Source organism: Ekhidna sp. (genome assembly GCF_964218185.1).
Classification (GTDB): domain Bacteria; phylum Bacteroidota; class Bacteroidia; order Cytophagales; family Cyclobacteriaceae; genus Ekhidna.
This window is the reverse complement of the sequence record NZ_CAXPLV010000002.1, coordinates 249,688-275,761: the sequence shown is the minus strand read 5'-3', so window position 1 is coordinate 275,761 and position 26,074 is coordinate 249,688. Positions and strand designations below refer to the sequence as shown.

26 protein-coding genes are annotated in these 26,074 nt (G+C 41.4%); 14 read left to right on the top strand and 12 right to left on the bottom strand.

Translation table 11 applies throughout. The annotated features are described in order from the left end of the window. Nucleotides 1–324 (top strand): peptide-methionine (S)-S-oxide reductase MsrA (locus ACEQZT_RS03115; protein WP_370087131.1); only part of this gene is annotated, 324 nt, incomplete at its 5' end. Here the strand turns inward: ACEQZT_RS03115 and ACEQZT_RS03110 are convergent. Further along, the gene (locus tag ACEQZT_RS03110; RefSeq protein WP_370087129.1) at nt 321–854 is read right to left on the bottom strand and encodes a hypothetical protein; all 534 of its coding nucleotides are present in this window, start codon (nt 852–854) and stop codon (nt 321–323) included. The genes ACEQZT_RS03115 and ACEQZT_RS03110 overlap by 4 nt on opposite strands. A 149-nt stretch (nt 855–1,003) precedes the next feature. On the opposite strand from ACEQZT_RS03110, the gene ACEQZT_RS03105 reads away from it, so the two are divergent. Further along, nucleotides 1,004–1,375 carry a rhodanese-like domain-containing protein gene (locus ACEQZT_RS03105; RefSeq protein ID WP_370087127.1) on the top strand — a complete coding sequence of 124 codons (372 nt, stop codon included), beginning with the start codon at nt 1,004–1,006 and terminating at the stop codon, nt 1,373–1,375. Between the two features lie 395 nt (nt 1,376–1,770). Next, nucleotides 1,771–2,334 carry a carbonic anhydrase gene (locus ACEQZT_RS03100; protein WP_370087125.1) on the top strand — a complete coding sequence of 188 codons (564 nt, stop codon included), beginning with the start codon at nt 1,771–1,773 and terminating at the stop codon, nt 2,332–2,334. Between the two features lie 44 nt (nt 2,335–2,378). Here the strand turns inward: ACEQZT_RS03100 and ACEQZT_RS03095 are convergent, their stop codons facing one another. After that, nucleotides 2,379–3,251 (bottom strand): hypothetical protein, encoded by an 873-nt coding sequence (locus ACEQZT_RS03095; protein ID WP_370087123.1) that lies wholly within the window; start codon nt 3,249–3,251, stop codon nt 2,379–2,381. A 183-nt stretch (nt 3,252–3,434) separates the two neighbouring features. On the opposite strand from ACEQZT_RS03095, the gene ACEQZT_RS03090 reads away from it, so the two are divergent. The 6 genes from ACEQZT_RS03090 to ACEQZT_RS03065 are packed head-to-tail and all read left to right on the top strand — an operon-like array spanning nt 3,435 to nt 9,271. Beyond that, on the top strand, nt 3,435–4,865 hold the full coding sequence (locus tag ACEQZT_RS03090) for a sodium:solute symporter (RefSeq protein ID WP_370087122.1): 1,431 nt from the start codon (nt 3,435–3,437) through the stop codon (nt 4,863–4,865). Continuing rightward, entirely contained in the window at nt 4,862–5,311 is a 450-nt protein-coding gene (locus ACEQZT_RS03085) for a GNAT family N-acetyltransferase (protein WP_370087120.1), read from the top strand. The genes ACEQZT_RS03090 and ACEQZT_RS03085 overlap by 4 nt, the downstream gene beginning before the upstream one ends. Next, nucleotides 5,308–6,429 carry an amidohydrolase gene (locus tag ACEQZT_RS03080; RefSeq protein ID WP_370087118.1) on the top strand — a complete coding sequence of 374 codons (1,122 nt, stop codon included), beginning with the start codon at nt 5,308–5,310 and terminating at the stop codon, nt 6,427–6,429. Before ACEQZT_RS03085 ends, ACEQZT_RS03080 begins: the two co-directional genes overlap by 4 nt. After that, on the top strand, nt 6,422–7,573 hold the full coding sequence (gene alr, locus ACEQZT_RS03075) for an alanine racemase (protein ID WP_370087116.1): 1,152 nt from the start codon (nt 6,422–6,424) through the stop codon (nt 7,571–7,573). Before ACEQZT_RS03080 ends, alr begins: the two co-directional genes overlap by 8 nt. A 3-nt stretch (nt 7,574–7,576) precedes the next feature. Beyond that, entirely contained in the window at nt 7,577–8,647 is a 1,071-nt protein-coding gene (locus ACEQZT_RS03070) for an alanine racemase (RefSeq protein ID WP_370087114.1), read from the top strand. A gap of 42 nt (nt 8,648–8,689) precedes the next feature. Then, nucleotides 8,690–9,271 (top strand): EF-hand domain-containing protein, encoded by a 582-nt coding sequence (locus tag ACEQZT_RS03065; protein ID WP_370087112.1) that lies wholly within the window; start codon nt 8,690–8,692, stop codon nt 9,269–9,271. Here the strand turns inward: ACEQZT_RS03065 and ACEQZT_RS03060 are convergent. Together ACEQZT_RS03060 and hutH are read right to left on the bottom strand one after the other, a co-directional pair. Beyond that, nucleotides 9,268–11,268, bottom strand: a complete 2,001-nt coding sequence (locus ACEQZT_RS03060) for a urocanate hydratase (RefSeq protein ID WP_370087110.1) — start codon at nt 11,266–11,268, stop codon at nt 9,268–9,270. The genes ACEQZT_RS03065 and ACEQZT_RS03060 overlap by 4 nt on opposite strands. 13 nt (nt 11,269–11,281) lie before the next feature. Next, entirely contained in the window at nt 11,282–12,862 is a 1,581-nt protein-coding gene (gene hutH / locus ACEQZT_RS03055) for a histidine ammonia-lyase (RefSeq protein ID WP_370087108.1), read from the bottom strand. Between the two features lie 213 nt (nt 12,863–13,075). Between hutH and ACEQZT_RS03050 the strand changes: the two genes are divergently transcribed. Then, entirely contained in the window at nt 13,076–13,663 is a 588-nt protein-coding gene (locus ACEQZT_RS03050) for a cytochrome c (RefSeq protein ID WP_370087107.1), read from the top strand. A 219-nt stretch (nt 13,664–13,882) separates the two neighbouring features. Here ACEQZT_RS03050 and ACEQZT_RS03045 read toward each other — a convergent pair whose 3' ends face one another. Continuing rightward, the gene (locus ACEQZT_RS03045) at nt 13,883–15,808 is read right to left on the bottom strand and encodes a hypothetical protein (protein ID WP_370087105.1); all 1,926 of its coding nucleotides are present in this window, start codon (nt 15,806–15,808) and stop codon (nt 13,883–13,885) included. Between the two features lie 130 nt (nt 15,809–15,938). On the opposite strand from ACEQZT_RS03045, the gene ACEQZT_RS03040 reads away from it, so the two are divergent. Beyond that, nucleotides 15,939–16,340, top strand: a complete 402-nt coding sequence (locus tag ACEQZT_RS03040; RefSeq protein WP_370087104.1) for a DoxX family protein — start codon at nt 15,939–15,941, stop codon at nt 16,338–16,340. Here the strand turns inward: ACEQZT_RS03040 and ACEQZT_RS03035 are convergent. Next, nucleotides 16,337–17,869 (bottom strand): tetratricopeptide repeat protein, encoded by a 1,533-nt coding sequence (locus tag ACEQZT_RS03035; protein WP_370087102.1) that lies wholly within the window; start codon nt 17,867–17,869, stop codon nt 16,337–16,339. The two genes, ACEQZT_RS03040 and ACEQZT_RS03035, sit on opposite strands and share 4 nt — an antisense overlap. Before the next feature lie 119 nt (nt 17,870–17,988). Next, nucleotides 17,989–18,867 (bottom strand): hypothetical protein, encoded by an 879-nt coding sequence (locus ACEQZT_RS03030; RefSeq protein WP_370087100.1) that lies wholly within the window; start codon nt 18,865–18,867, stop codon nt 17,989–17,991. A gap of 185 nt (nt 18,868–19,052) precedes the next feature. On the opposite strand from ACEQZT_RS03030, the gene ACEQZT_RS03025 reads away from it, so the two are divergent. Beyond that, nucleotides 19,053–20,588, top strand: a complete 1,536-nt coding sequence (locus ACEQZT_RS03025) for a M20/M25/M40 family metallo-hydrolase (RefSeq protein ID WP_370087098.1) — start codon at nt 19,053–19,055, stop codon at nt 20,586–20,588. Nucleotides 20,589–20,673: 85 nt separating this feature from the next. On the opposite strand, the gene ACEQZT_RS03020 is transcribed toward ACEQZT_RS03025, so the two are convergent. From ACEQZT_RS03020 to mnmE, 4 genes are all read right to left on the bottom strand, one after another. Next, a complete protein-coding gene (locus ACEQZT_RS03020; protein WP_370087097.1) occupies nt 20,674–21,042 on the bottom strand; it encodes a VOC family protein in 369 nt (122 codons plus the stop codon). A gap of 3 nt (nt 21,043–21,045) precedes the next feature. Then, the gene (locus ACEQZT_RS03015) at nt 21,046–21,516 is read right to left on the bottom strand and encodes a VOC family protein (RefSeq protein WP_370087095.1); all 471 of its coding nucleotides are present in this window, start codon (nt 21,514–21,516) and stop codon (nt 21,046–21,048) included. 68 nt (nt 21,517–21,584) lie between these two features. Further along, the gene (locus tag ACEQZT_RS03010; RefSeq protein WP_370087093.1) at nt 21,585–22,391 is read right to left on the bottom strand and encodes a DUF6597 domain-containing transcriptional factor; all 807 of its coding nucleotides are present in this window, start codon (nt 22,389–22,391) and stop codon (nt 21,585–21,587) included. A 178-nt stretch (nt 22,392–22,569) separates the two neighbouring features. After that, nucleotides 22,570–23,934, bottom strand: coding sequence for a tRNA uridine-5-carboxymethylaminomethyl(34) synthesis GTPase MnmE (gene mnmE, locus ACEQZT_RS03005; RefSeq protein ID WP_370087091.1), 1,365 nt, complete (start codon nt 23,932–23,934; stop codon nt 22,570–22,572). An 88-nt stretch (nt 23,935–24,022) separates the two neighbouring features. On the opposite strand from mnmE, the gene ACEQZT_RS03000 reads away from it, so the two are divergent. Next, nucleotides 24,023–24,337, top strand: a complete 315-nt coding sequence (locus ACEQZT_RS03000) for an ArsR/SmtB family transcription factor (RefSeq protein ID WP_370087089.1) — start codon at nt 24,023–24,025, stop codon at nt 24,335–24,337. A 7-nt stretch (nt 24,338–24,344) separates the two neighbouring features. Continuing rightward, a complete protein-coding gene (locus ACEQZT_RS02995) occupies nt 24,345–24,863 on the top strand; it encodes an SRPBCC family protein (protein WP_370087087.1) in 519 nt (172 codons plus the stop codon). On the opposite strand, the gene ACEQZT_RS02990 is transcribed toward ACEQZT_RS02995, so the two are convergent. Continuing rightward, nucleotides 24,860–26,065: a sterol desaturase family protein gene (locus ACEQZT_RS02990; RefSeq protein ID WP_370087085.1), complete on the bottom strand. Its 1,206-nt coding sequence runs from the start codon at nt 26,063–26,065 to the stop codon at nt 24,860–24,862. The two genes, ACEQZT_RS02995 and ACEQZT_RS02990, sit on opposite strands and share 4 nt — an antisense overlap. Nucleotides 26,066–26,074: the final 9 nt, after the last annotated feature.

The window sequence follows — 26,074 nt, the reverse complement described above, 5'->3', positions numbered from 1 at the left end:
TTGTTAGAAGTGTTCTGGAAAACACACGATCCTACTACGCTGAATCGGCAGGGAAATGATGTTGGAACACAGTATAGGTCAGTAATCTTCTATCACAACGATACTCAGAAAGCCTTAGCAGAAGCTTATAAACAAAAGCTAGGCGAGTCAGCAATTTGGCCTGATCCGATTATAACTGAGATCAGTCCACTGACCAGCTACTATCCGGCAGAGGAAAACCACGATGACTATTACAACCAAAATGGGAATCAACCTTATTGTGCGCTGGTAGTGGCACCTAAGGTTGAAAAATTCAAAAAGGTATTTGCTGAAAAGCTGAGCTAGTTGTAATGTTTACTCAGATGATGAACGTGGATTCTTATTTTATCCACTCTGGCAGTCACATGCTTTACGTACTTAAATAGTTCAGTTTCAAGTAGGTATACCTGTCCGGAGTACGAGTTAATGCCAACATCGTTTGCGGTTTCCTCGGCATGTCTTTCAATGTCTCGCATCGCCTTGCATTCTTCATTCATGAAGTGTACAAAGCTTTTAGTATCATATTCCTCTTCAAATTTCTTGATGTCCTTGAGTGTTTTCTTCACCTCTTTATCATCGCTGGTGCGGGAAAGTTTTACTAAAACGCCGTATAATACCGTGTCATAGTGGTGAATCTCTTCTAAAAGATCCAGAATCTTCTTTCTATATTCCTCATCAGAGCAAAGCTGCTGTAGCCCGGCATAGGTTGAAAGCTTGTCTGCCTCTAAGTCCCAATCATACGTTATTTCATCAATTTTCTCATCCAAACGCTCATTTTGTTGCGCGTAGATCGAAGTTGTTATAAATACTAGTATGCCTAAAAGAATGGTTTTCATAATTTTATGCTATAAGGATAACTGGTCAATCAAATTTCGATCCAAATATGGATCACTTTGGGCTAAGGTACGTATTAGGTGCTATTTCAGTCCTACGTATAAAACCTGATTTTAGCCTTAGTCTTTTTACAACATATATAATAAATACGATGATTCGAACAATATATTTTTTATTTGCCTTATTCGCATGTTCAGCGGTAGAGCAGGAGCCTATTGAAGTGATTTCAGCTAATAAACTTATTGAATTACAGAAAGAAGGTACTGTAGTGGTGGATATTCGAACACAGGAAGAGTATGACGAGGGGCATATTCCGGGAGTTTTACATATTGATTTCCTTGCGGATGGTTTTCTTGATCGTATGAAATCTCAGGACATGGACGCACCCATTGTCATTCATTGTGCAAGTGGTGGGAGGAGTGGTAAAGCATCAAAAATGCTCTCCGAAGCAGGTTTCAAAAAGATTTATGATTATTCCGGTGGATTCTCTGATTGGAAATCAAACGGTTTGGACATTGAGTAGTTGTACATCAGGAAAGCGGTCGTTTAGTAGCCTTGAATTGGCTGAAGAAGCGCTGATTCAACATCATGTACGCAACGATTATAAACACGGAGAGGGGCCAATCAACGTTTATCAGTGTGAATACTGTAATGAGTGGCACTTTACGTCGAAAGGGTCAAAACATGATCTATTCGATGATTCAGAAGTTCAGAAGCGGATTGAAACGGAGCGGAGGGCCTTTCAGTGGGAGCAAAAACTTAGATAAAAAAAGAGCCGCTCCGTAAACGAAGCGGCTCGGATTCAACATTTTTATTATGAGAAGATTAATAATTAGCGATGAATCCTGATACAAATAGAACGAATTTTATTGAAATAGTTATATTATTTTACATTAACGGTTATTAAATTTTTTTAACATGACTCAAGAACAAGTAATTCAACGATTAAAAGATGGAAATGCGCGCTTCGCTGAAAATAAGCTAAAAGGAGAGCTTCAGGACGATTCCAGACGGTCGGAGCTGGTAAGCGGTCAGGCTCCATGGGCAGTGGTGCTTAGCTGTGCAGATAGCCGTGTGGTACCAGAGCTAGCCTTTGATACAGGTCTGGGCGAGCTATTTGTGCTTCGTGTGGCTGGAAATATTGCGAATACAGATACAATAGCCAGTATAGAGTACGCCATAGCGCACTTGGGAACAGAGGTGATAGTCGTAATGGGTCATGAAAGCTGCGGCGCTGTTGGTGCGGCGCTTGCTGGTGGTGACAATGGCTATAATCTAAATCACCTTTTGGCTCAAATAGAGCCTGCAAAAGCTCAGGCAGGAAGTTCTGATGTAAATGTGGTCGTGAAAAAGAATGCTGAGCTTTCTGCTAAAGATTTGTATGATCGATCTGCAATCCTGAAGGGAGCGGTAGATAAGGGTAAGCTCAAAATTGTGTCTGCTTTCTACAATTTGGGCAGTGGCAAGGTAGATTTTGCTTAAGAGATATGATCTAAATATTTAAAAGTCCGCGTTAGCGGACTTTTTTATTTCCTATCATTCAGTTCAACAAGTAGATAGTTGATCCGTTGCATATCGTTCAGTAGTTCATTGATATGCGTACTTTCCATGTCAAGTTTGCCTCGCTCCTTAAAGCTGGCTGTCAGTTCTTTTTCCACCACCATGAATGAATCGATAGCTTTGGAAAGCTGCTTAACCAGACTTTTGGTGTGGTACAGTCGCTGATAGAATTGTGTCAGCATTCTATTGTGTTTAGTATAATACTCCAGGGGTGGGGTTTTATGATTGATGCTTGACAGCAAAGCTTCAAAGTGAACTATTGATTGCTTGTCTACCTCATCCAGCCGCGGAAGATACGATTCGTTGATATACGCTTTCAACTTCAAAAGAGACTCCATCAAATAAGATTCTGATGAAAGGATGTGTGATTGTATCTTACCTTTCTTAGCTGGATTTAACCCATTTATTTGGTTAGGTAGTATTCCGCTCACTACGCCTCCAAGTCCAAAAATTCCTCCGATGGTTTCTGTGGTGCCCTTTAGCGCCCGATAGATATTAAATCCATTCGGAATGAGTGAGTAGTAGTTTTGAATATAGGTATCCAGGTATTTTGTATGGATCAGAATGCTGTCAGGCACAATCATAGACTCCTCGTACTCATTGATTGAATGGATAATAGTAGCCACCCTCAAAGAGTCAGAGGAATGAAGTGAGCTTTCCAGGTTCTTAGCTTCGAGATTAAGATCGGCGACTGTAACGTTCAATGCTCGGTAATAACGCGGATAGTTAGCAACAGCCTCAAAATAATTATGAGAAACCTTTAACTGACTTTTGCTCAACGGAGCACACGAGGAAAGCACAAAAAGAAACGCTGCGATTAGCTTTTGACCGAATTTCATGCCTAAATCTCTATACTATTTGTTTAATAGCCCGATAATAGCCTAAAAACTTTTAGAGCGAATGGCGATGTTTTACCTTTGTGGCTCACTTAAACCAAAGTAGCAAGAAGTTATCTTCTTTTTTAAAGACCAAAAGACCACAAAGCAGTTATTTCCACATCTCCTAAAAGAAAGGAGTGGTCTGTGATCTTTGATATAGCAATTTTTGCTATTTATGTTGTTTTGGTTTTTCTCGTAGGACTTCACTTCTATCGAAAAAACAAAACCAGTGATGATTATTATGTGGCTGGAAGGAATGTGTCCAGCTGGCATATAGGTTTGTCCGTGGTTGCTACGGATGTTGGTGGAGGATTCTCCATCGGCCTTGGAGGTCTTGGATTTACGATGGGGCTTTCGGGCTCATGGTTATTATTTACGGGGCTGATAGGGGCTTGGATGGCAGCCGTTTTGCTTATCCCTCGCGTATATCAACTTCCCGGTATCAAAAAACTCACCACTTTACCACAGATTTTTGAGTTCTTTTATGGCAAGCATGTGGCAATTCTTGCTGGAGTAATCACCACCATTGGCTATTTAGGATTTACCAGCTCTCAGATTATAGCAGGAGCCAAACTTGCATCAGGAACATTTGTTGACTTCTCGTTTACCCATGCAGTTTTAGTGATGGGCATAGTAGCTGTTGGCTACACCATTCTTGGTGGGCTGAAAGCGGTGATCTATACAGACACCTTTCAATGGATCATCCTGATGGCAGGATTGCTTTTTGCTGGTATTCCTTTTGCATTTGAAGCCATAGGAGGCTGGGAGGCTATTTATGCTATTGTGGATAAAGATTACCTCACGTTGACCAACCTTAGCTGGAGGGATCTGGTGAACTGGTCCATTACCATCATCCCAATCTGGTTTGTGGGTATGACGCTCTATCAGCGAATATTCGCAAGTCGAGGTGAAAAGCAAGCAAAGAAGGCCTGGTTTATTGCTGGTTTGTTTGAATGGCCTTTGATGGCCTTTCTTGGAGTGATACTAGGGCTTTTTGGTAGGGTGGCTTACGAGCAGGGTATGTTTGAAGCAGTAGGTTTTGCAGCGACAACCAACATGGATCCTGAGCTCGGATTGCCTGTGTTACTGCGAACAGTACTCCCACATGGGCTGATGGGACTGGTGCTTGCTGCTTACTTTTCAGCGGTAATGTCCACAGCTGATAGCTGCCTGATGGCCTGCTCCGGCTCATTCTTAACTGACATTATGCGTTTTAAAGACGCAGGTGAGGGTGAGATGGAAAAGCGATCGCTTAGAGCATCTCAGATTGCCACGCTGGTACTTGGAGTCATTGCACTTATCATCGCACTTTCACTGGAAAATGTACTGGAGGCCATGCTTTTCTCATATGCTTTCATGGTTTCTGGCTTGTTCGTCCCGATACTGGGAGCGTTTTATTGGAAGAAATCCACAAAAATGGGTGCATTTTTAGCCATGATTTTGGGTGGTGTAGTCACAACTACGCTCACCCTTTTTAAAATTCAGTGGTTTGGATTAGATCCTAACCTCTATGGAATAATTGTGGCTGCAGTTGTGTTTATAAGCATTGGATTAATTAAAAATCATAAGAAATGAATTTAACCTTTAAGAAATATTCTCCTGCGCAGACGGTAGGACTTTACGAAAAAGAAGAGATTGTTAGTTTCCTTCACCGATTTTTGGATGAATTTGGTGATCCTAAGGAGGACATCAGAAAGTGCATCGAGTATGCACTGAATGCCGGCAAGCATCCAGGGGGACTGATACTTTCTGCCTGGGATGGTGACACGATTGTAGGTGCTACCATCATCAATAAAACAGGAATGGCCGGGTATATCCCGGAAAACATCCTTGTCTACATCGCTACCCACTCTGAGTATCGTGGAAAAGGAATAGGTGGGCAATTGATTGAGCGCGCATTTAAGGAAACAGAGGGCGATATTGCCCTTCATGTAGAACCTAACAATCCGGCTAAAGGACTTTATGAAAAATTAGGGTTTACCAATAAATACCTCGAAATGAGATGGAAAAGACCCCAATGAAAGAATTAATTGAATTTAGAAAGGACTTGCACAGACATCCTGAAGTCTCACAAAACGAGAAACAGACTCAGAATAGAATTATCCAGTTTTTAAAAACGCTTGACATTTCAGGCGAGCCAATAGGAGGAACAGGGGTGATGGTAAAGTTTGATTCTGGCAAAAATGGTAAGACGGTCATGCTTCGTTCAGATCATGATGCACTTCCTATTCAGGAGATCAATGACTTTGAGCATAAATCAATCTATGAAGGAGTGTCACATAAATGTGGCCATGATGGACACACAGCCATCATGTGTGGGGTTGCGCATTACTTTAAGCACAATCCCCTGAAACAAGGAAGGCTAATTTTGATCTTTCAGCCCGCAGAGGAAAATGGTGAAGGAGCCAAGGCTGTTTTAGCTGACGGCCGATTTGATTTTGAACCAGATTATGTGTTTGCACTTCACAATTTGCCTGGATACCCACTCCATCAGGCAGTGATAAAAGAAGGGAGTTTCACTGCGGCAGCAAAAAGCATAATCGTGAAATTGGATGGAAAGACCTCACATGCTGCTGAGCCAGAGTTGGGTATAAATCCCGCTTTAGCCATTGCTGAGATCATAAACATGTTTGAACAGGAAAGTAAGCCAGAGTTGAATGATGATGGCTTTGCACTAGCCACGCCTGTTTTTCTTCATATGGGAGAGAAGTCATATGGGGTTTCAGCCGGGCATGGAGAAGTTCACTATACGTTGAGGACCTGGAGCAGTGAAGTAATGGATGCATTTTCTAAGCGAATTACGGATCAGGTTGAGAGAATTAGTCAAAAGCATGGCTTAAGAAGCACGATCAACTGGACGGAGGCTTTTGAAGCGAATAAGAATAGTCCTGAAGCGGTTAGGTTTATCAAAGAGGCTATTTCTCAAAGTAGATTTGATTTTACGGTAAGAGAAAGACCATTTAAGTGGGGAGAAGATTTTGGATTATTTACCCAAAGATATCCTGGGGCCATGTTTGGTATAGGTTCAGGGGTAGATTGCCCTGCTCTTCACAACCCGGACTATGATTTCCCTGATGAGATCATCCCTACGGCTGTAAAAATGTTTACTACCATCGTCGAAAATGCAATTAATGAATAGTACGTCGTATATTGAGTTGAGCAGGGAGGCTTACGAAAACAACCTCAAATTTTTGAGGTCATACATCAAAAAGGAAACACGTATTTCATCCGTAGTGAAGGGAAATGCCTATGGTCACGGCATAAAGGATTTTATTCCAATGGCAGAGTCATTGGGGATAGATCATTTCTCCGTTCATAGCGCCGATGAGGCCAAAGAAGTGCTGGAAGCTCGAAATAATCCTAATACAGAGATTATGATCATGGGATTCATTGCAAATGAGGATATCCTCTGGGCTATCGCTAATGACATTTCATTTTTTGTGTTTGAGTTTGACAGAGTGCGAACGGCTATAGAAATGGCCAGGTCGGTTAATAAGAAAGCTAGAGTTCATATTGAGCTGGAAACCGGTATGAACCGAACTGGCTTTGATGAGGAAGAAATCAGTCGACTTATTCCTATTCTCAATGAAAATCATGATTGGCTCGAAATACAGGGGATATGCACGCATTATGCGGGAGCTGAAAGCATTGCTAATTACATCCGGGTTGAAGATCAGAAAAATAAATTCAACCAAATGACTCAACTCTTGGTTGATAACAATATCAGGCCAAAAATGAGACATACATGCTGTTCTGCGGCATCTATCCGACTTCCGGATATGCATGAAGATATGGTGAGGATAGGTATTCTTCAGTACGGTTTTTGGCCTAGTAGAGAGATTTTCATTGAACACCTGAAAGGGAGAGCTGATAAGACTGAGCCTCTAAAGAGGTTAATAACCTGGAAGAGTACGATCATGAGTGTAAAACATGTGGAAATGGGCGAATTTGTAGGATATGGGACTACTTACCTTGCGCAGCGGGATATGAAGATCGCTATCGTGCCAATAGGTTATTCGCATGGATTCAGTCGCTCACTCAGCAACACTGGTCGTGTTTTGATTAATGGCATGCGTATTCCAGTAATTGGGATGGTGAATATGAATAACATGGCCGTAGATGTATCCGAACTTGAAGAAGTTGCTAAAGGAGATGAGGTAACTTTGATCGGGAAAAGTGGGGATGTTGAAATAAGTGTCGCCTCTTTCGGGGAACTCAGTGATCAGCTTAATTATGAATTACTAACCAGGCTACCAGCCAAAATACCACGCATAATAAACTAGCAAATGGCATTTATAGAATTGTATAAAGACAAGCTGAAAAAGAATTATCAGTTTCTGGATAACCTGTTCAAGGAGAATAACATAGAGTGGGCAGTGGTATCTAAGCTCCTTTGTGGAAATGAGAAATACCTTAAAGAAGTTATAGCTCTCGGAACCAAGGAGATATGCGACTCTAGAATTAGTAATCTGGAAGCAATCAAGAAGTTAAGTCCTGAAGTTCAGACAGTCTATATCAAACCACCTGCGAAACGAAGCATTCCAAGGCTGGTGAAATTTGCGGATGCCAGTTTCAATACAGAATACAAAACCATCAAGTGGATTTCAGATGAAGCTGTAAAGCAGAACAAGAAGCATAAGGTGATCATTATGATCGAGTTGGGTGACTTGAGAGAAGGAGTGATGGGGGATCACCTTATGGATTTTTATGAGTCGGTATTTAATCTGCCAAACATAGAAGTGACTGGAATAGGTGCGAATCTAAACTGCTTGTATGGGGTCATGCCATCAGAAGATAAGTTGATACAAATGTCTCTTTATGAGCAACTTATAGAGGCTAAATTCAACCGAAAGATTCCATGGGTTTCCGGTGGTACTTCTGTTGTGGTTCCACTTATATTCAGGAAGCAAATTCCGGAGGGGATCAATCATTTTAGGATTGGTGAGATGTTATTTTTTGGACTTGATCTATTCACTCAGAAGGTGGTGCCAGGGATGGAGGGTGATGTATTTAAGCTGTACTCTGAAATTATTGAAATCACTGAAAAACCTAAGGTTCCAACGGGCTACATGGATGTTAATCCTTCCGGGGAAGTATTCGAAATCAATGAGGAAGACTATGGTAAAACTTCCTATCGGGCAATACTAGATATTGGATTATTGGATGTTTCAGAAGACTTTCTAATTCCTGAAGACGAATCAATTGAAATTACTGGAGCCAGCTCCGATATGCTAATCGTTGATCTGGGAGATTCAAGTGAGAAGTACAAAGTTGGTGATCTTATTTCGTTCAGGCTTAAATACATGGGGGCACTGAGTATTTTCAATTCTGGCTATATCGAAAAGCGAGTGGTTTAAAATTGGAAATAGTTTCTACTTTTGTCAAAACCTATACTCGCCATGTCTGCAGAATTCCAACGTAAAAAGCTTGGTTATTTCTTTCGAATTTTAGACTTAAACAGCAACGGAAGCCTCCAAATGGACGACTTCACAGAAATGGTGGAGAAAGTTCGTGAAAAGCTCGGATATGAGCCGGGAAGTAAGGAACATAAGCGTATTACCGATAAGGCTGTGAAGCTTTTCAAAACGCTTGTAAAAGATATCAAGCCTTTTTCTTTTAATCAGGTAACAGAAGATGAGTGGGTTCAGTTTTTTCTGAAAGAGGTAATCCTGTCAAAGGATGAAGACACATTAGATGATTATAAAGAGCTGATTTTCAACTTTATGTTTGACTTCTTCGATCAGAATAGGGACGGGTTTATCTCAAAGCAGGAGTATGATGACTTTTACGATATTTTCGGGATTGACAGAGCATTCAGTGATAAGGCTTTTAGCTTGCTGGATAAGACGAAGAGCTACAAGCTTTCAAGGTACGATCTGATGACCGCAGTTGAAGAGTTCTTCGCATCCGGTGATAAGACGTTACCTGGCAACTGGATTTTTGGAAATTGGGAGTCAGAGCCGCACGTGATGGATCTCTAATTAAGGCTATCCAACAATTCATCATCTACCAAATTAGGTAGCGTTACTTTCAGTTCAGGAGTGCGCTCCATCTCACGTTTAATTGCAAAAAGTGCCTCTTCGTTTCTCGCCCAGCTTCGTCTGGCTATACCATTATTTACATCGTAGAATAGCATTGACTTTAATCTTCGATCAGCTTCTTCAGTGCCATCCAAAAGCATCCCAAATCCACCATTGATCACTTCACCCCAGCCAACACCGCCACCATTGTGGATAGAAACCCAGGTAGCGCCTCTAAAACTATCACCGATCACATTCTGAATGGCCATATCTGCCGTGTATCTGCTGCCATCATAGATGTTGCTGGTCTCACGGTATGGAGAGTCAGTGCCGCTTACATCATGGTGATCCCTGCCTAGCACAATTGGTGCCGAGATTTCACCTGTTTTTATGGCTTGATTGAATGCTTCCGCGATTTTAGCTCTTCCTTCAGCATCGGCGTATAAAATCCTTGCTTGTGACCCGACGACCAACTTATTTTTCTCAGCCTCCTCAATCCATCGGATGTTGTCTTGCATCTGTTGCTGGATTTCTTTTGGTGCCTCAGCCTTAATCTCACGCATTACTTTTAAAGCCAGCTGATCTGATTTTCTTAGGTCCTCTGCGTTTCCTGACGTACACACCCATCTGAAAGGTCCGAACCCATAATCGAAACACATAGGCCCGAGAATGTCCTGCACATAGGAAGGATACTTGAAATCAATGCCATTATCAGCCATGACTTCTCCTCCGGCACGTGATGCCTCGAGTAGAAAGGCATTGCCATAGTCAAAAAAGTATGTTCCTCGCTCTGCATGTTTGTTAATGGCAGCTGCATGTCTTCTCAAGGTTTCCTGTACATGCTTTTTGAATTGCTCAGGCTTGTTTCTGATCAGGTCATTAGCTTCTTCAAAGCTTAGTCCAACCGGGTAGTAACCTCCGGACCATGGGTTGTGAAGAGAGGTTTGATCAGATCCAAGCTCTACTAGGATCTCCTCATCGTAGAAGCGCTCCCATACATCCACTACATTACCTACATAAGCAATGGAAACAACTTCTTTTGCCTCCTTGGCTTGTCTTAGCCTCGAAACAAGCGTATCAATATCTTCGATGATTTCGTCTACCCAGCCTTGCTGATGACGTTTGTGAGCTGCATTTGGATTCACTTCTGCACAGACAGTGATACACCCTGCTATATTACCAGCTTTTGGCTGAGCACCACTCATGCCGCCCAATCCGGCCGTAAGAAAGATTTTGCCTGCCGGAGAAATTCCTGATCCAAGCTTCTTTCGAAAAGCATTCATAACCGTGATGGTTGTTCCATGCACAATCCCCTGCGGACCAATGTACATGTAGGAACCGGCAGTCATCTGACCATACTGTGTTACACCCAAAGCATTGAATTTCTCCCAGTCGTCAGGTTGTGAATAGTTCGGAATCATCATGCCATTGGTGACAACTACGCGTGGGGCGTCCTTATGAGACGGGAAAAGACCCATCGGATGACCTGAATACATATGCAATGTTTGCTCATCGGTCATAGTTGCTAAATACTGCATGGTAAGCAGATATTGAGCCCAGTTTTGGAAAACTGCTCCATTTCCTCCATAAGTGATGAGTTCTTCAGGGTGCTGTGCTACTGCAGGATCCAGGTTATTTTGAATCATCAGCATGATAGAAGCTGCCTGTTGTGATACAGCAGGATACTCTTCAATAGAGCGAGCATACATATCGTACTCTGGCATGAATCGGTACATGTAGATTCTGCCGAAATCATTTAGTTCCTGAAGGAACTCAGGAGCTAGTTCTGCATGCCACTCAGTAGGGAAGTAGCGGAGGGCATTTTTCACAGCTAGTTTTTTTTCTTCTGCAGTAAGAATATCCTTTCGCTTAGGCGCTCGATTTACACCTTCTTTTAGCGGCTTTTTTTGAGGAAGTGTATTCGGAATCCCTAGAAGTATCTGCTCTTTGAATGTCATACCGGTTCGGTGATTAGTAGGTGTCAAAATCGTTACTGAATGGTGTCTCTAAAGAGATTGAGTGGTTATTTGCAGTCTTTCTAGCCACTTCGATTAGTTCTTTGTTTTTCACCATTTCGATAGCTGTTTCCATCAATTCATTCATAATTCCATCCTTGGTTATGTGATCGATTCTTGTTCTGACATGGTCGTGAATGGCTCCCATGATCTTACTTGACTTTAATGGCCTGTGAAAGTCTAATGCCTGAGCGGCGCAGAACACCTCTACACCAATGATCTTCTCCACATTTTCAATGACACGTAGGGCCTTTCTACCACCAATGGAACCCATACTCACATGGTCTTCCTGACCGAGAGAGGTGGGAATACTGTCAGCACTAGCAGGGAAACATAGTCCTTTGTTTTCACTTACCAATGCCGCAGTAGTATACTGTGGGATCATGAAGCCAGAGTTGGTGCCTGTTTCCTTGAGTAGTAGTTTAGGTACTCCGGGTGTGTCTCCTTCCAGGGATAGATAGATACGGCGATCTGAAATATTTCCGATTTCCGCCGCAGCAAAGCAGGCATAATCTAATGGTAGTGCCATTGGTTGCCCATGAAAGTTTCCACCGCTTATTGTGTGATCAGCACTAAAAACAATCGGATTGTCAGTTACAGAGTTGATCTCAACCTCTAACATCTCTTTTACATGAAGCCATGCATTTCGTGAAGCTCCATGAACCTGAGGCATGCATCTCAGTGAATAGGGGTCTTGAACCCTCGCGCAGTTGGCGTGGGAATGAACCACCTCAGATCCATCCAGCAGATTGCTAATAAAGGATGCGACGTGTCTGTTTCCTTTGTATGCCCTGACTTCATGAAGTTCAGGTGAGAATGGTTTTACAGAGGCTAGCAATCCTTCCACCATCATAGCTCCGGAAATATCAGCATGCGCCATTACATTTTGCAGTTTTTCTACAACTTTAATCGCATGAGCGGCTATGAATTGCGTTCCATTTATGAGCCCAAGTCCTTCTTTAGCGCCGAGTGAAATGGGAGACAATCCTTGTCTTTTCAACCAATCCTCGGTATGTAAAAACTCACCATTAATCTTAACCTTGCCTAACCCAATCAAAGGCAAAAACAAATGTGAAAGTGGTGCTAAATCACCAGAAGCTCCTACTGATCCTTGCTCCGGCACCAATGGAATGACGTCTTCATCTATATGCAAAATGATCCGGTCTATCGTGGCTTCCTGCACGCCGGAATAACCTTTAGCTAATGCATGTACTTTTAGAATTAGCATCAGCTTTGCTATTTCATCATTGATGGGGTCACCGAGTCCTACAGCATGACTCATCAATAAGTTCTTTTGTAATGTTCCTGTCTCCGCTTTAGAAATCTGGGTGGTGCATAGTGGCCCAAACCCTGTATTAATACCATAAACGGCCTTATCACCCTCGGCAATGGCCTTTACATCGTTGGCACTTTTGCGGATTGCTTCACGGCTTGAGGAAGACAGAATTCCTTTTGTGTGTCCTCTCGAGATGGATAGTGCGATCCCGGCCGTTAAATGATCCTCACCGTAATGAAAAACGCTCGATTTAGTTGCCATGATTAAAAGGTTGTTATGGCAACAAAGTTAGTAGACGTATCCATAAGCTCCTACAGATATATCTAGTAGTTGGCCTGTTCGAGGACGATTAGTTTTTTGGTGGATTTTGATTAGAAAATTTCATAGATGTATAAAATATAATTTGGTATAAATCTTGAGTTTGGGATTGCGGGATTTTTTATAACTCAACTACTTAATCCCTGTATTACCACAATGAGAAATGTAGTATTGGTGTTAATGCTGGCCATAGTGGTCGGCTGTACACAAAAGGAAAAAAGCAAGCCTGTAACGTTTACTGAGGGTCAGGTTATTGCAAGAGGGAAGCAACTTGTTTCATTGGGCGCCTGTCATGACTGCCACACTCCCAAGGTTTTTACTGAAACAGGAGGCATGCATTTAGATGAATCACGTCTTCTTTCAGGTCATCCAAATGGTTCACCACTTCCAGTAATTGACGAAAATGTGTTCAAACCTGGTCACTGGACGTACTTTAATGAACACTTTACCGCAGCTGTCGGGATGTGGGGTATGACCTTTTCCAAAAATCTAACTCCTCACGGGACCGGACTGAAGGGCTGGACGCCTGAAACATTCATTGCGACCATGCGAACCGGAAGACACCTTGGAATGGAAACGGCCAGACCTTTAATGCCACCTATGCCATGGGAGAATTTAAAGGATCTTCCAGATGAAGATCTAACAGCCATTTTTAAGTACCTTCAGACACTAAAACCAGTTGATAACTATGTGCCTGAACCGATGAATCCGGAGCAGGCATTGGCATATAGAGCCAAGATGTAAACAAAAGGCCCCAGTAATGGGGTTTTTTATTCCTAACAAAAAAACCGGATGATCCTAGACCATCCGGCGTTTTTAGTAACTTAATCCTTAACAAAAGAAAATATTCTTATGAAGAGGATATGATTATTCGAATAAACTCCTGATGGTAAAAAAAGTTTCAAAAAAATATTACGCTTTTTTACCAAAACTGATAATTTATTTTGGTTTTACATTTTTGCTTTAGTCTAATCCTACAATGGTCGGTTTCCTGACATTTGGACTTTGGAAAAACTGTGGTGCAGAAAGGCTTACTTTGAAATAGAATTTCTGGCCGTCTATTGGCGCGTTTGGAAACGCCGAAACTCTAAATTCGAATGTGTTGAAGACTAGACTCTCGTTTCTAATTCTCACACCACATCCTGCCGTAAAATAGGTTTTATTATAAGGATTGATTGTTCTGGATTCACTTACATTGCCAATGCCCAAATCAGCATATGTTGCAAACCTAAATCCATAAAAGTACCACGGCTGAAACACTACATATTCTGAAGTCAATGTGATTAGTCTATTTCCGCTAATTTGATATCCATCGATGCTTCTGATTCTATTTTCCCCAGCTAAACTTTGAGATAGGGGGATGGAGAGCTGGTCTCCGTTGAAATAGTGGAACCTGGTAAATACCCTTGAATATGCCGCCCCGAGATCGAATAAGGGTGTAAAGTGCCTACCATCGATTTGAAAGACTTGGTTTGATCTTTTATTGTCCATGGTAAAATACCCTGACTCCAGGTTGACAAGAAAATATCCATATGGTTTTCTGTACACAGAATAGCTAGTTTGAAAGCCTCGGTAGTTTCGTTCTCCAAATTCTGTCAAGTCTTTCCCGATCAGAATACCATAAATAAAGCCTACCGGTACGTCCTCCGTAATATTGAAAGACAAGATGTTCCTGGTTTTAAGGAAGTTTATCTTACTATAAGACAAGCCACCAACTAAAAAATGATGATTATGATAGATGGTGTTACTATCAGCCTGGACAGCTGGTCGTGCATCAAAATTATCATGCTGTAACCGGAGTGCCATATTTATCGACTTTCTATCACCAAGCAAAAAAGATCGACCTGCCCAGACGTCATAGCTTTTACGATCTATCCTGAAATCTTGTTCATATAGTGAATCTGCAAATACCAAATCTGCAATAGGCTCAACATGCTCAAAGGTTGCCTCACCAAAGTACTTGATGTTGGGTGAGAGGAAGTCTCTGCGAAAGGTGATTCCCTTGCTTTTCCCTCTATAATTATCTGAAAGGAATACCGTACCATCAATGAATGTGTTTTCAATGTTTCTTACCGTATAGTGTGCATCATATCCATGGGCTGGGATTTCTTCACTATGATACAAATAGCCAACACCAAATTCATTGCCTGTACCCAATATATTCTGATTTGTAAATCCAAATCGGAATGCATCATTTTCATCAATGGAAAGATCAACAGTCCATGGAAATCGATCTTTTACAACGATTGTTGCCTGAACAGCGGAAAGATCATCAGGATCAATGGATAGCATAATCCGAGCATCCTCAATATAGGGTAGCGATCGAATAATACGTTCAGTATCGGCTAACCTGAATGGATCTACCTGGTCACCTACATTGAAAAGCAGATGCTTGAAGACGACCTCTTTGGAGGTGTTTTTATGAAGCTCATTGGTGATCCTCCCTATGTTGGATGTTGCCTTGAGTGTGGTATCGCTTACTGAGCCGCCAAATAGGTCAACGGACGCATAATTGATTGAGCTGATAGTCTTCCCCTGATATCCAATGAAGAAGTCTTCACTCTTAACCGGTTCTTTATTTTTAAAGGGATCTTCAGGCGGCTTGTTTGTGATGAGCAAATTAAATAGCTCCTTAGTGACCTTACTTTTTTTCGCGACGGAATAGATGGAATCATAAAAGCCTTCGGAGAGAATATATTTGTTGTCGTAGATTTGATATTCAGTGCCTTTGTCTATGAAAAGTATGGTGTCTTTCTTGGGGATGTAAAGGGAGTCGGCAATAATCAATACCTGATTTCGCTTTACAGTCACAGACTCTGTTTGCCCCCAAGATGGAAATGCGCAGGCTAACAGTAGCCAGCTGATGAGACCTAGTATTTTCTTATTCAAACTTCGCTGGTTATTTTCCAAAAGGCAATATTATATCAAGCGGGTCGCTTACTCATACTTTTATGTATATAGACAATTCACCAGCATATCCGATTTATTAATAGTGAGTTAGATACCTTTAAAAGGAAAAATGACAAATCTCAAGAAGGTACTACTGTTTCTTATGTCTGCCTACTTTGCCAATACCTATATCACCCACGGGTGGGAGAAGTTTGATGCGGATGGATTTTGGTCTACAGCTTTTATTGAGCGATGGGGCTATGGACTCTATTTTATGTATTTTATTGGAGTGCTGGAGTTTCTGGGAGGAATAGGAATCTTATTGCCAAAAGCTAATAAGTATGCTGCTTTTACACTGGCAGTTGTGATGCTTGGAGCAATGATAACCAGGGTGGTGTTTGGAACTAGCGTGGATGATGTGATATGGATTGCTTTTTCTATGGTTACGCTGCTCTACCTTTCACTTGCTTATGGGATGGGAGAAGAGTTGGAACGATGGATTGGAAAAATCAAGAAGCGTTCTAAACTTTAGGATGATACTTCTTTCTTCTCTACATTTTCATCACTTAACTTCTCATTGATCTGGCGCAGTGCATTGTCTAACTCTGTAGCAGAAGTATGCAGGCTCTTAGTTATGAAGTCTAGGTTTTCCGAATCTTTAGGATCATACAGATCTACAAGACCTAGTATTCGAGCCAGGGGAGCGCGGACAATGTGAGAGTTGGACGATAGATACTCTTTTAGTTGTTTGTTTCTGCGTTTTAGCTCTCTGGTGCGCTGGTTTACTATAGTCTCCAGGTTGGTATTCATGACTGTTATTTCATGATTAGCACGACGCAATTCTTCAGCTTGAGATTCAATCTGTTGATTCAACTTCTTCAAAGCTTCATTTGCATAGCGCTTGCGTTTAAAATTGATGTAAAAGAGGTAGCAGATAAGGATCATTGCAACGATACCAGCGATGAGCGTATTTCGAATCCAAAGTGCATTTGATAATATTTTGGCCTGCTCTATTTCTTCTTTCTTTCGCGCTACTTCATCTTGAATTTGTTTTTGGTTGTATTCATATTCAGCTTCCTGAAATGCCATTCGACGTGCCAGGTCTCTGTTGAATAATGAATCGGTGATTGTTTTATAAACCTTGTGAAATTGGAGTGCATCCCTATACTTACGCTGTTTTTCCAAAACCTCCGAAAGATGTAAAGCAGCCGTGCTTTTTTCGGAACGCATCCCGGCAGAAGAAGCCACATCATAAGCTTGACTAAATGAAGTTTCTGCTTCCTTGATTTGTCCCAACTTCGAATACATTAGACCCAGATCGATCAATGATAAGCTCAGAATGTATTGATTTTGTTGTTGTATGGCCATATCTCGTGACTTATTTAAATACCGAAAGGCTGAATCCGGCATGTTCTGGAGCATGTACACGCTACCAATATTGTAAATGGGATAGACTTCAGATTCGGGCCGATGGATTAATTGTGAGCAGTTTCTTGATCTGTTTAGAAAGCTTATCGAAGTGTCATATTCACCTCGCAGTTTATACAAATATCCTATGTTGTTAAGCGCAGCACTTTCATTTCTGATGTGTTTAAGTTCTGCAAATAGTTTTGCGGCTTCCTTATAATTATCCAGCGCTCTATCATAATCCTCAATAAGTCCATACAACCTTCCAATGTTGTTGAGGCTGGAAGCTATTCTTGCTTGATTTTTAAGTGATTCATAAATAGAGTTGGCACTTAGATACAGTTGAAGAGCATCATAGTAATTGCCAAGTTGTGTAAGGCCAATAGCGCGCCTCATTTGAGCATCGGCTTCTCCGAGAGGGTAGTTGTAAGTCTTTGCCAGTTGCTCGGCCAGCTTAGCTATTCGAACAGTCGTGTCTGGGTTTGTCACACGCATTAAGTATGCCATCTCATTGAGAGCATCGACCTGAACAACAGTGTCTCGAGAAGATCGGACAATTTGAGCTAAACTATCAAATTCATTTTGAGCTTTAGCCAGAGTGACTATAACCAACAGAAAAGATATACTTAAAACTCTTAGGCTCAATGATTTCATTGTAAGGTGTTTTTTAAATTAATAAAAAGTCACGCTTCTTACAATTCTACCTATTCTTGATTTGAGATTTTAGATTTAGCACTCATTTTCTAGGATGAACATTAGGAAATGCCAGATGGCTAGGTGTTCATCCATCTCCACCATTTACCTAACCAGGTCTTTGGTGCCGGCAGAGTGTCTTTCTTCTTTTCCTGAGCAGGAGGAGAAGTTATTTTTTTCTTTTGATTCTGCTTTTTGATCTCTGATTTCTGGAGGTTTTGCTTGTAGTGAGCCTCTCTCAGTTCTTTTAACCGTTGAGCATCCTGCTCCTTACGTCTTTTTTTCTGCCTAGCTTCAAAAGCTTCTTTCTTTCGCTTGGCCTTGAGCCTTCTTTTCTCTCGTTCTTCTTCTGAAAGTTGTTGGCGTTTGTTCTTACGATTTCGTGAATGGTCACTTTCTTTAGCCTCTGCTGCGGGCTTACTCTTTTTCTTAGGTTCAGGAAGATCTACCTTACCTAGTACTTTCAGCCCGGAGAGTTCTTTTTTGGGAGCTTTAATCAATTTGATCTTATCTAAATCAGCAGGCATATCTTCAGACTCAAGCAACTCAAGAAGCCGATCCGTTTGGATAACCTCATCATCCCCGTGTGATGGTTTGCTTTGCTCTGGTTTTGTGGTTTTATCTTCTTGACCGCCACTCTCCTCCATAGGCTTCAACTCCAATTCTCCATCAACTGAAGCGATATCATCTGCAGCTGATTCAGGTTCATTTTTAGTTGATTTATCTAAGCTGACTTCATAATCTGCTATAATCTCATCACTAACTTTTTCACCCTCAGTTTCTTCTTCTACCACAACCGGATTATCAGGGTACAGGTCAAAATGCTGAAACAACTTCTCCTCAATGGCATCAAAAAGTTTAGCGTTGGCATGAAATTTTTCACCAGTTTCTTCTTCCAGATAACCAAGGATATCTTGGACTGGAATGTCGTATTTACGCGCGAGTTGTCCTAGTCTCATTTGTTGAAGTTTGGGCTGCAAAAATAAATTATGTCTCTTCTTAGAAGGCATTCGAGCACGGTAATTAACTGGAAACACTTCTAACAGAATTCCTTTCATTACGTACCACTCATCAAAAACTCTATTTTCTCTATTTTATGAATAGATATATTTGATTAAAATCATTTTACTCTAAACCTATACCTATGAAACGTTTCCTATTCATTCCGGCTCTTTGTTTTGCTTTTATAACATATGCTCAGGAAAAGATCGATGTAGATGCGATCGGAAAAATAAAAAAAGAAGGTCTTGAAAACTCTCAAGTAGAACAGATTGCATTTGAGCTTATCGATAAAGCTGGTCCTCGTTTGTCTAACTCAGCAGGATATGAAAGAGCCGCACAGTATGCGATCAATCAACTCACTGAGTGGGGATTAGAAAATGCTCAGAAAGAAGAATGGGGTGAGTTTGGCAGGGGATGGGAAGTAAATAAGAGCTATGTAGCCATGACCAAACCCTACTATATGCCCTTTATTGCTATTCCAAAAGCGTGGACGGAAAGTACAGATGGGCCTGTATCAGGAAAAGTCGTCTTTGTAGAGATCAACAATGAAGAAGATTTTGAAAAGTATAGAGGTAAGCTGAAAGGCGCGATCGTAGCATTCAAACCACGAGGAGATCAGTCGCCGACGTTCAAAGCGGATGCACTAAGATACACTGAAGAAGATCTTAATGAAATGGCAGAACCTCGGACAGAGAGGAGACAATGGACGGAAGATGAAATAGCTGCCTTCAGGAAGCGAAGAGAATTCAGCAATACATTAAACACTTTCCTAACGGAAGAAGGAGTTGCACTTATTATTAAAGGAGTAAATGGTAAGCATGGAACGCTTTTCACCAGCAGTCCTCGTGGATACCGAATGGATACACCTGAGGGTGCAAGTGAGCTGGAGATGGCTCCTGAGCATGTCAACTTAATGGCGCGGCTGACGGCAAACGGGGTAGAAGTTGAAGTTGAGGCAGAGGTGAAGACCACTTTTAATACTGAAGATCTTCAAGGATATAATGTTGTAGCAGAAATTCCCGGTTCAGATCCTGATTTAAAGGATGAGATCGTCATGCTAGGTGGTCATTTAGACTCATGGCACGGTGGAACAGGCGCTACAGATAATGGTGCTGGGTGTATTGTGATGATGGAGGCGGTACGAATTCTTCAGACGACTGGCTTACAGCCAAAGCGAACCGTTCGAATAGCTCTATGGGGAGGTGAAGAGCAAGGAATATTTGGCTCAAGAAACTATGTCAAGAATCATTTTGGAGACTCTGAGACGATGGCTTTAAAGCCTGAGCATAGCAAAGTATCAGCATACTATAATATCGACAATGGAACGGGAAGAATTCGTGGAATTTACCTTCAAGGTAATGAGAAAGTTGGACCGATATTCGAAGAATGGTTTAAGCCATATGAGGATATCATGGAAAACACCACAATTACTTTACGAAACACTGGTGGTACCGATCACCTAGGTTTCGATGCTATCGGTATTCCCGGATTTCAATTCATTCAGGATCCCGTAGAGTATTGGTCTCGCACACACCATACCAACATGGACACCTATGAGCGTCTGGTGATCGATGATCTGAAGCAGATCGCTACCATTGTTGCCGGATTTGTTTACAATACTGCGATGAGGGAGGAGATGCTACCTAGGGAGGAGCGAGAAACTGAAAGTACCGATTAACATAGGTTTGATATTGCGTTATCAAAGGGTAGAGACTTCTTATGTTTGGATCATTTGTTTACTACCATAGTTCTATCATGCTAAATCAGTACTGAACGATATCTATGAGAATTCCATTGGGGTCTGAAACAGTAAAATGTTTGCCATTCACAGGCTCATCTACCAAATCTAACGCGATTGGCACACCTCTGTTCTTAAAATCATCATACACTTTCGTTACCTCATCTACTTCAATTTGAAATATGATTCCTTCACCAGAATATTTTGGTCGGAATATCTCATTTACAAAGGGAGAATCAGGTACACAAAACAGGAGTTTGCATGCCGTATCAATTTTATGTTGTAACACCACAAATCCATCTATCTCAAACTTTACTTTGAAATTGAAATTACGACAATAAAACTCCTTGCTCTCCTTTATCAGGGGTGTATATACCTCTGTGCTGAGTTTCATGCTTTACTCAGGCTGTTGGTACTTCACAAGGTCGATACCTATGCCATTGGGATCTTTGATTGCAAAATGCCGATCACCCCAGGGCTCGTCTCGAATGGGAATCTCAATGTGAACATCCTTCGATATCATTTCCTGATAAAGTGCATCTACATCATCCACCTCAATGGTTATGTATACTCCTTTGCCTGCAAACGCCGGCTTGAACAAGGGCTGCTGCGTAGGATGATTCGGAAGCAGAAAACTGATCTCCGCTTGCTTATTTGGTGTGTGCATGAGCAGATAAAACTCGTTTTCAAAGGTCACACCAAAACCAAGAATTTCACTATAAAATTTCTTAGTTTCAGTAAGCTTCTCCGTAATAATTCCGGTATTCATTTTCATTTCCATTTTCTTTTTGATTTCAGGTTTAACATTTTGTGAATAGCCCATGCCGAACGTGAGCGACAGAGCTATAATGGGAATTGCCATTTTCATTTTTCATTTATTTTGGTAATTCAAAGCTCTGATAAAGAAGCAACCTGTTATTGTAAAAAACGGACAAACTACTTAAAGGCAATGTTTGGTGTCAGTCCGTACATATATTTGAAATCCTTTATGAAGTGCGCTTGATCGTAATAGCCAATATCATAAAAGAGTTTATTGTTTTTAAGACTTTCGACTGAAGGTTTTGCATTGAGGATTTTCTGAAAGCGAACGACCTGACTAAATGTTTTTGGGGATTCTCCCACGTAAAAATTGAATAACCTTCTAAGTTGTCGAGAGCTCAGGCCTATGTCCAGATTCTCAATCTGTTGATTCCCATTGGATTGGGTGATTTCCGTAATTGCTCTGATGATTCTGGGATCAAATGCCCTCACAGATTCCAGCTGTTTCAGGAAAAAATCATCAATTTCTCTTACGAGTTGACTGAAGTCTTCATGACTGGAAACTGATCCGACCATTTTTGACGACACTTTTGGAACCACTTCCTTTAGCAGCTCCACAGTATTCGTCAATTCAGATACATCGATATTGAACAACTGAGAGAATGCTACAGGTAAAAACCTGATACCGATGTAGTCGAATTCATTTGACAGGGAAAATTCTGTATGTCCGCTTGAAAAACCCATCACAAGGGCATCTTCCAAATTATTCCTCTCAAAGAAAATGTCAATGCATCCGTCAGCCACTACTCGGTAGTTAAAGGAATCCAAAAGAGGGCCCGATGACTTCAGTTGCCAATAACAATAAATGTAATCGACTAATGCTGCACAAGGCTTTAGTTCTTTATAAATGGCATTTACTCCAGGCTTGATGGTTGGCTGAACCGGAAAAAAGGAGTGTCTAAAGTGTGGCGAGACTTTCATCATTCATTCATAGATGCTACTCAAAAAATAGTGTAAGCCAATTTTGATCCTTATTCAATTTACTAAAGTCAATATTCAAAGAACAAACAATTGATCCATTTACCTTAAAGACAGCTTTTAAAATGAGTTATAAATAACTTCATTTTAAATGATTACTACGTAATTGGTATGGGCAGGAAATTCACTTCCCGATACAAAACTTACTAAAGATGTTCTCCAGTAGATCATCTGTGGTCACCTCACCGGTGATCTCACCAAGATGGAAAAGGGCGGAGCGGATATCCTGGGCCACCAGATCGTTGCTCATCTGCATGTTGATCCCTTCTATTACACGATTGAGCGCTTCGTCCGTTTGCTGGAGGCTCTGTAAGTGACGGGCATTGGTCACTATTACGTCGCTTGAGCTTTTGGTTTCGGCTACAAAATCTTTCAGTCTAGATTTGAGATCGTCTAAATGTGTCTTTCCCTTCGCAGAAATCAATACGGGATTTTCTCCGGAAAGAACCTCTATCAACTCCTGATTTGCTTCATCTTCTTTATTACCAACCACCAGGTAAGGCACTTCCGATTGTTTCAAACCTTTGATCTGTTCCTGCACATCATGAACGGAATCATTTGCCAGATCAATCATATAAATAACCAGACTGGCCTGCTGCATCTTTTCCAATGTGCGCTGTACTCCAATACTTTCCACTTTGTCTTCAGTCTCCCGGATGCCCGCTGTATCTATAAACCGAAATGCAATTCCATCCAGGTAGATGGAGTCTTCAATGAAGTCACGTGTAGTACCCGCTACATCCGAGACGATGGCTTTCTCTTCATTTAGCAAGGCATTCAAGAGAGTAGACTTTCCGGCGTTAGGTTTTCCGGCAATAACTGTTGGGATACCGTTTTTAATGGCGTTTCCATATTCAAAGCTTGAAATCAGCGACTGGATCAGCTTCTGAATCTTACTGATGAGATCTAATAATCCCTGTCGGTCAGCAAATTCTACATCTTCTTCCGCAAAGTCCAACTCAAGCTCGATCATAGAGGCGAAATGGATCAGTTCTTCTCTGAGTTTCTTGATCTCATCACTGAATCCACCACGCATTTGCTTCATGGCCGTTTGCTGCATCGAAGCATTTTCTGAAGCAATTAAATCGGCTACCGCTTCAGCCTGTGCCAGGTCAAATCGGCCATTGAGAAAGGCCTTTTGAGTAAATTCTCCTGGTTTGGCCAATCGAGCACCCTTGCTTACCAGGAGGCTCAATATCTTCTGTAGGATGTATTGCGATCCATGACTGGATATCTCTATCACATCCTCTTTGGTGTAGGAGTGAGGTCCTTTAAAAATTGATACCAACACTTCATCAATGATCGTATTCTCATCGTCGCGTATGGTGCCCAGATGGATGGTGTGAGAGTCGACTTTGGTCAGGTCTTTTCCACGGAAAAGTTCGTTTACAATGGAGATCGTTTCAGAACCTGATACACGGATGATTCCTAATGCTCCTTGTCCGGGAGGAGTTGCCAGCGCTGTAATCGTGTCATTGATGTGCGACATGGGTGCAAAGATGATCTTAAATATTATTTATTAAAATGTAACCATTTGGTTTCTTTTTAGTATACTTGTAACCAAAAGGTTTCATATTATGCGAAGAGATGTATTTCAAGCAATAGCTGATCCGACTAGAAGAGAGATACTAGATATCCTCTCCGAACAACCACGAAACGTGAATGAACTGGCCGATAGCTTTGATATGAGCAGACCGGCTGTATCAAAACATGTGAGGATTCTGAAAGAATGTGGGATGATATCTACGGTGAAGCAAGGAAGAGAGCGCTATTGCCATGCGAACCTGGACAAGCTGGGAGAAATTGCGCTTTGGGTGCATCAGTATCGTAGATTCTGGAATAACAGTTTAGACAAATTGGAAGCTTTACTAAAAGAAAATGATACTAAATAATACGATTATGGATAAATACGGAAAGTTGATTAACGATAACACGTTGCAATTTGAGCGGATGTTGCCCGGCCCAATTCAAAAGGTATGGGAGTATCTGACCGATGAAAAGAAAAGAGCTTTGTGGTTTGCCGGAGGTAAAACAAGTCTAAAATCTGGTGGAGAAATGAAGTTGATATTTCACAATTCTCAACTCGGTAGTCCTGCAGAGCCAACTCCAGAAAAGTACAAAGACTTTGGGGATGGGTTTGAATCAGTGGCTATTGTTCGGGAGTGTGAGCCACCTTATTTATTGGTGTTAGAATGGGAGGGATTGGTCACTTTCAAATTAGAGGAACAAGGAGAACAAGTGAAAATGGTTCTAACTCATGAGAATTTAAAGCAAACAAAAGATGCAATTGTGGGTACCCTTGGGGGGTGGCATACGCATTTGGATATTCTGGTTGATCGTATGAACAAAAAGGAGCCTAAGGGCTTTTGGTCTGTCCATATGCATCTTGAGCATGAATATTCAGAAAAATATTTTTAGACTTTTTTTGATGCTTTGAAAAGCCAAAACCCAAAAAGAATAACAAAACCTCCTGCTCCAAGGTAGGAGGTCATACCACCAGTTAAGAAAACGATGAGAATCGCAGAAGCCAGGAGTCTAATGTATTCAGATGGAATCCAGCTCTTCCGGTTTTCCATTAGTATCCCGAGCTGCCCGATAGACCACATGATGAATCCTGCCAATACCAATTTAGTGGGCAGATTATATGATGTAGTGTTGAATAAGAAATAGGATGTAAACACGAGAACTAGGATGAACTGTACAAAAACGTACCGAATCATCGGCATGTGAGGATGTACATCGAACTTGTTATAAGTTTCCTTATCCACCTCAGGAGCCATTTGGTATCCTCCAAGCTCCACGGGTTGCCAGCCGGGTTTGTAGAATAGCACTTTCAGTTTATTCCAAAATCCCGGAGTAGCTCGCAGTTGATTCGTCATATCAACAATAGGCAACACGTTAGCCCATACAGGATTCCAGGTGTTGGTTGGTTTCGTTACTCCATAGGTAGGTTTTTCTTCTTCGGCTTGGAACGTGCCAAACATTCGATCCCATATCATCAATGTTCCGGCATGATTTCGATCGATGTATTTTGGGTTTCTACCATGATGTACTCGATGATGAGAAGGAGTATTGAATAGGTATTCAAACCACTTAGGTAGCTTTTCGATAGCTTCTGTATGAATCCAAAATTGATAGATAAGGTTCAATCCTTTGACTGTTAAAAAAGCATAGGCGCTAAACCCCATCAAAGCCAATGGAAGGTAAAATAGCATAGAGAAGACCCCACCAAACGAGGATTGTCTCAGCGCAACAGACAAATTGTAATCTTCACTTTGATGATGAACCACGTGAGCGGTGTTCCATAGGAAATTTATTTCGTGGCTTGCTCTGTGAAACCAGTAATAGCAGAAGTCAACTAGAATGAAAAGGATCAGCCATGACCACCATGTATCGGGTATTTGAAAGACTGCTCCATATTCATACACCAACTGATACATCGCAATCGAGAGTACACCCCAAACTGCATTCATTACTTGAGAGGAGATGCCACAACTGATGTTAGAAATTGCGTCGTTTGTACGATAGACTCTTACTTTCTTGATAAGCTGATAGACAAGCTCAATTCCGATAAGGAAGAAGTAGAGTGGGATAGAGAGAATAACTGGGTTGAAATCCATCTTCCAAAT

Bases quoted from the DNA above. Each gene is read 5' to 3' on its own strand.
- ACEQZT_RS03110 (WP_370087129.1), bottom strand. From the start codon at position 854: ATGAAAACCATTCTTTTAGGCATACTAGTATTTATAACAACTTCGATC.
- ACEQZT_RS03105 (WP_370087127.1), top strand. From the start codon at position 1,004: ATGATTCGAACAATATATTTTTTATTTGCCTTATTCGCATGTTCAGCG.
- ACEQZT_RS03100 (WP_370087125.1), top strand. From the start codon at position 1,771: ATGACTCAAGAACAAGTAATTCAACGATTAAAAGATGGAAATGCGCGC.
- ACEQZT_RS03095 (WP_370087123.1), bottom strand. From the start codon at position 3,251: ATGAAATTCGGTCAAAAGCTAATCGCAGCGTTTCTTTTTGTGCTTTCC.
- ACEQZT_RS03085 (WP_370087120.1), top strand. From the start codon at position 4,862: ATGAATTTAACCTTTAAGAAATATTCTCCTGCGCAGACGGTAGGACTT.
- ACEQZT_RS03080 (WP_370087118.1), top strand. From the start codon at position 5,308: ATGAAAGAATTAATTGAATTTAGAAAGGACTTGCACAGACATCCTGAA.
- alr (WP_370087116.1), top strand. From the start codon at position 6,422: ATGAATAGTACGTCGTATATTGAGTTGAGCAGGGAGGCTTACGAAAAC.
- ACEQZT_RS03070 (WP_370087114.1), top strand. From the start codon at position 7,577: ATGGCATTTATAGAATTGTATAAAGACAAGCTGAAAAAGAATTATCAG.
- ACEQZT_RS03065 (WP_370087112.1), top strand. From the start codon at position 8,690: ATGTCTGCAGAATTCCAACGTAAAAAGCTTGGTTATTTCTTTCGAATT.
- ACEQZT_RS03060 (WP_370087110.1), bottom strand. From the start codon at position 11,268: ATGACATTCAAAGAGCAGATACTTCTAGGGATTCCGAATACACTTCCT.
- hutH (WP_370087108.1), bottom strand. From the start codon at position 12,862: ATGGCAACTAAATCGAGCGTTTTTCATTACGGTGAGGATCATTTAACG.
- ACEQZT_RS03050 (WP_370087107.1), top strand. From the start codon at position 13,076: ATGAGAAATGTAGTATTGGTGTTAATGCTGGCCATAGTGGTCGGCTGT.
- ACEQZT_RS03040 (WP_370087104.1), top strand. From the start codon at position 15,939: ATGACAAATCTCAAGAAGGTACTACTGTTTCTTATGTCTGCCTACTTT.
- ACEQZT_RS03035 (WP_370087102.1), bottom strand. From the start codon at position 17,869: ATGAAATCATTGAGCCTAAGAGTTTTAAGTATATCTTTTCTGTTGGTT.
- ACEQZT_RS03030 (WP_370087100.1), bottom strand. From the start codon at position 18,867: ATGAGACTAGGACAACTCGCGCGTAAATACGACATTCCAGTCCAAGAT.
- ACEQZT_RS03025 (WP_370087098.1), top strand. From the start codon at position 19,053: ATGAAACGTTTCCTATTCATTCCGGCTCTTTGTTTTGCTTTTATAACA.
- ACEQZT_RS03020 (WP_370087097.1), bottom strand. From the start codon at position 21,042: ATGAAACTCAGCACAGAGGTATATACACCCCTGATAAAGGAGAGCAAG.
- ACEQZT_RS03015 (WP_370087095.1), bottom strand. From the start codon at position 21,516: ATGAAAATGGCAATTCCCATTATAGCTCTGTCGCTCACGTTCGGCATG.
- ACEQZT_RS03010 (WP_370087093.1), bottom strand. From the start codon at position 22,391: ATGATGAAAGTCTCGCCACACTTTAGACACTCCTTTTTTCCGGTTCAG.
- mnmE (WP_370087091.1), bottom strand. From the start codon at position 23,934: ATGTCGCACATCAATGACACGATTACAGCGCTGGCAACTCCTCCCGGA.
- ACEQZT_RS03000 (WP_370087089.1), top strand. From the start codon at position 24,023: ATGCGAAGAGATGTATTTCAAGCAATAGCTGATCCGACTAGAAGAGAG.
- ACEQZT_RS02995 (WP_370087087.1), top strand. From the start codon at position 24,345: ATGGATAAATACGGAAAGTTGATTAACGATAACACGTTGCAATTTGAG.
- ACEQZT_RS02990 (WP_370087085.1), bottom strand. From the start codon at position 26,065: ATGGATTTCAACCCAGTTATTCTCTCTATCCCACTCTACTTCTTCCTT.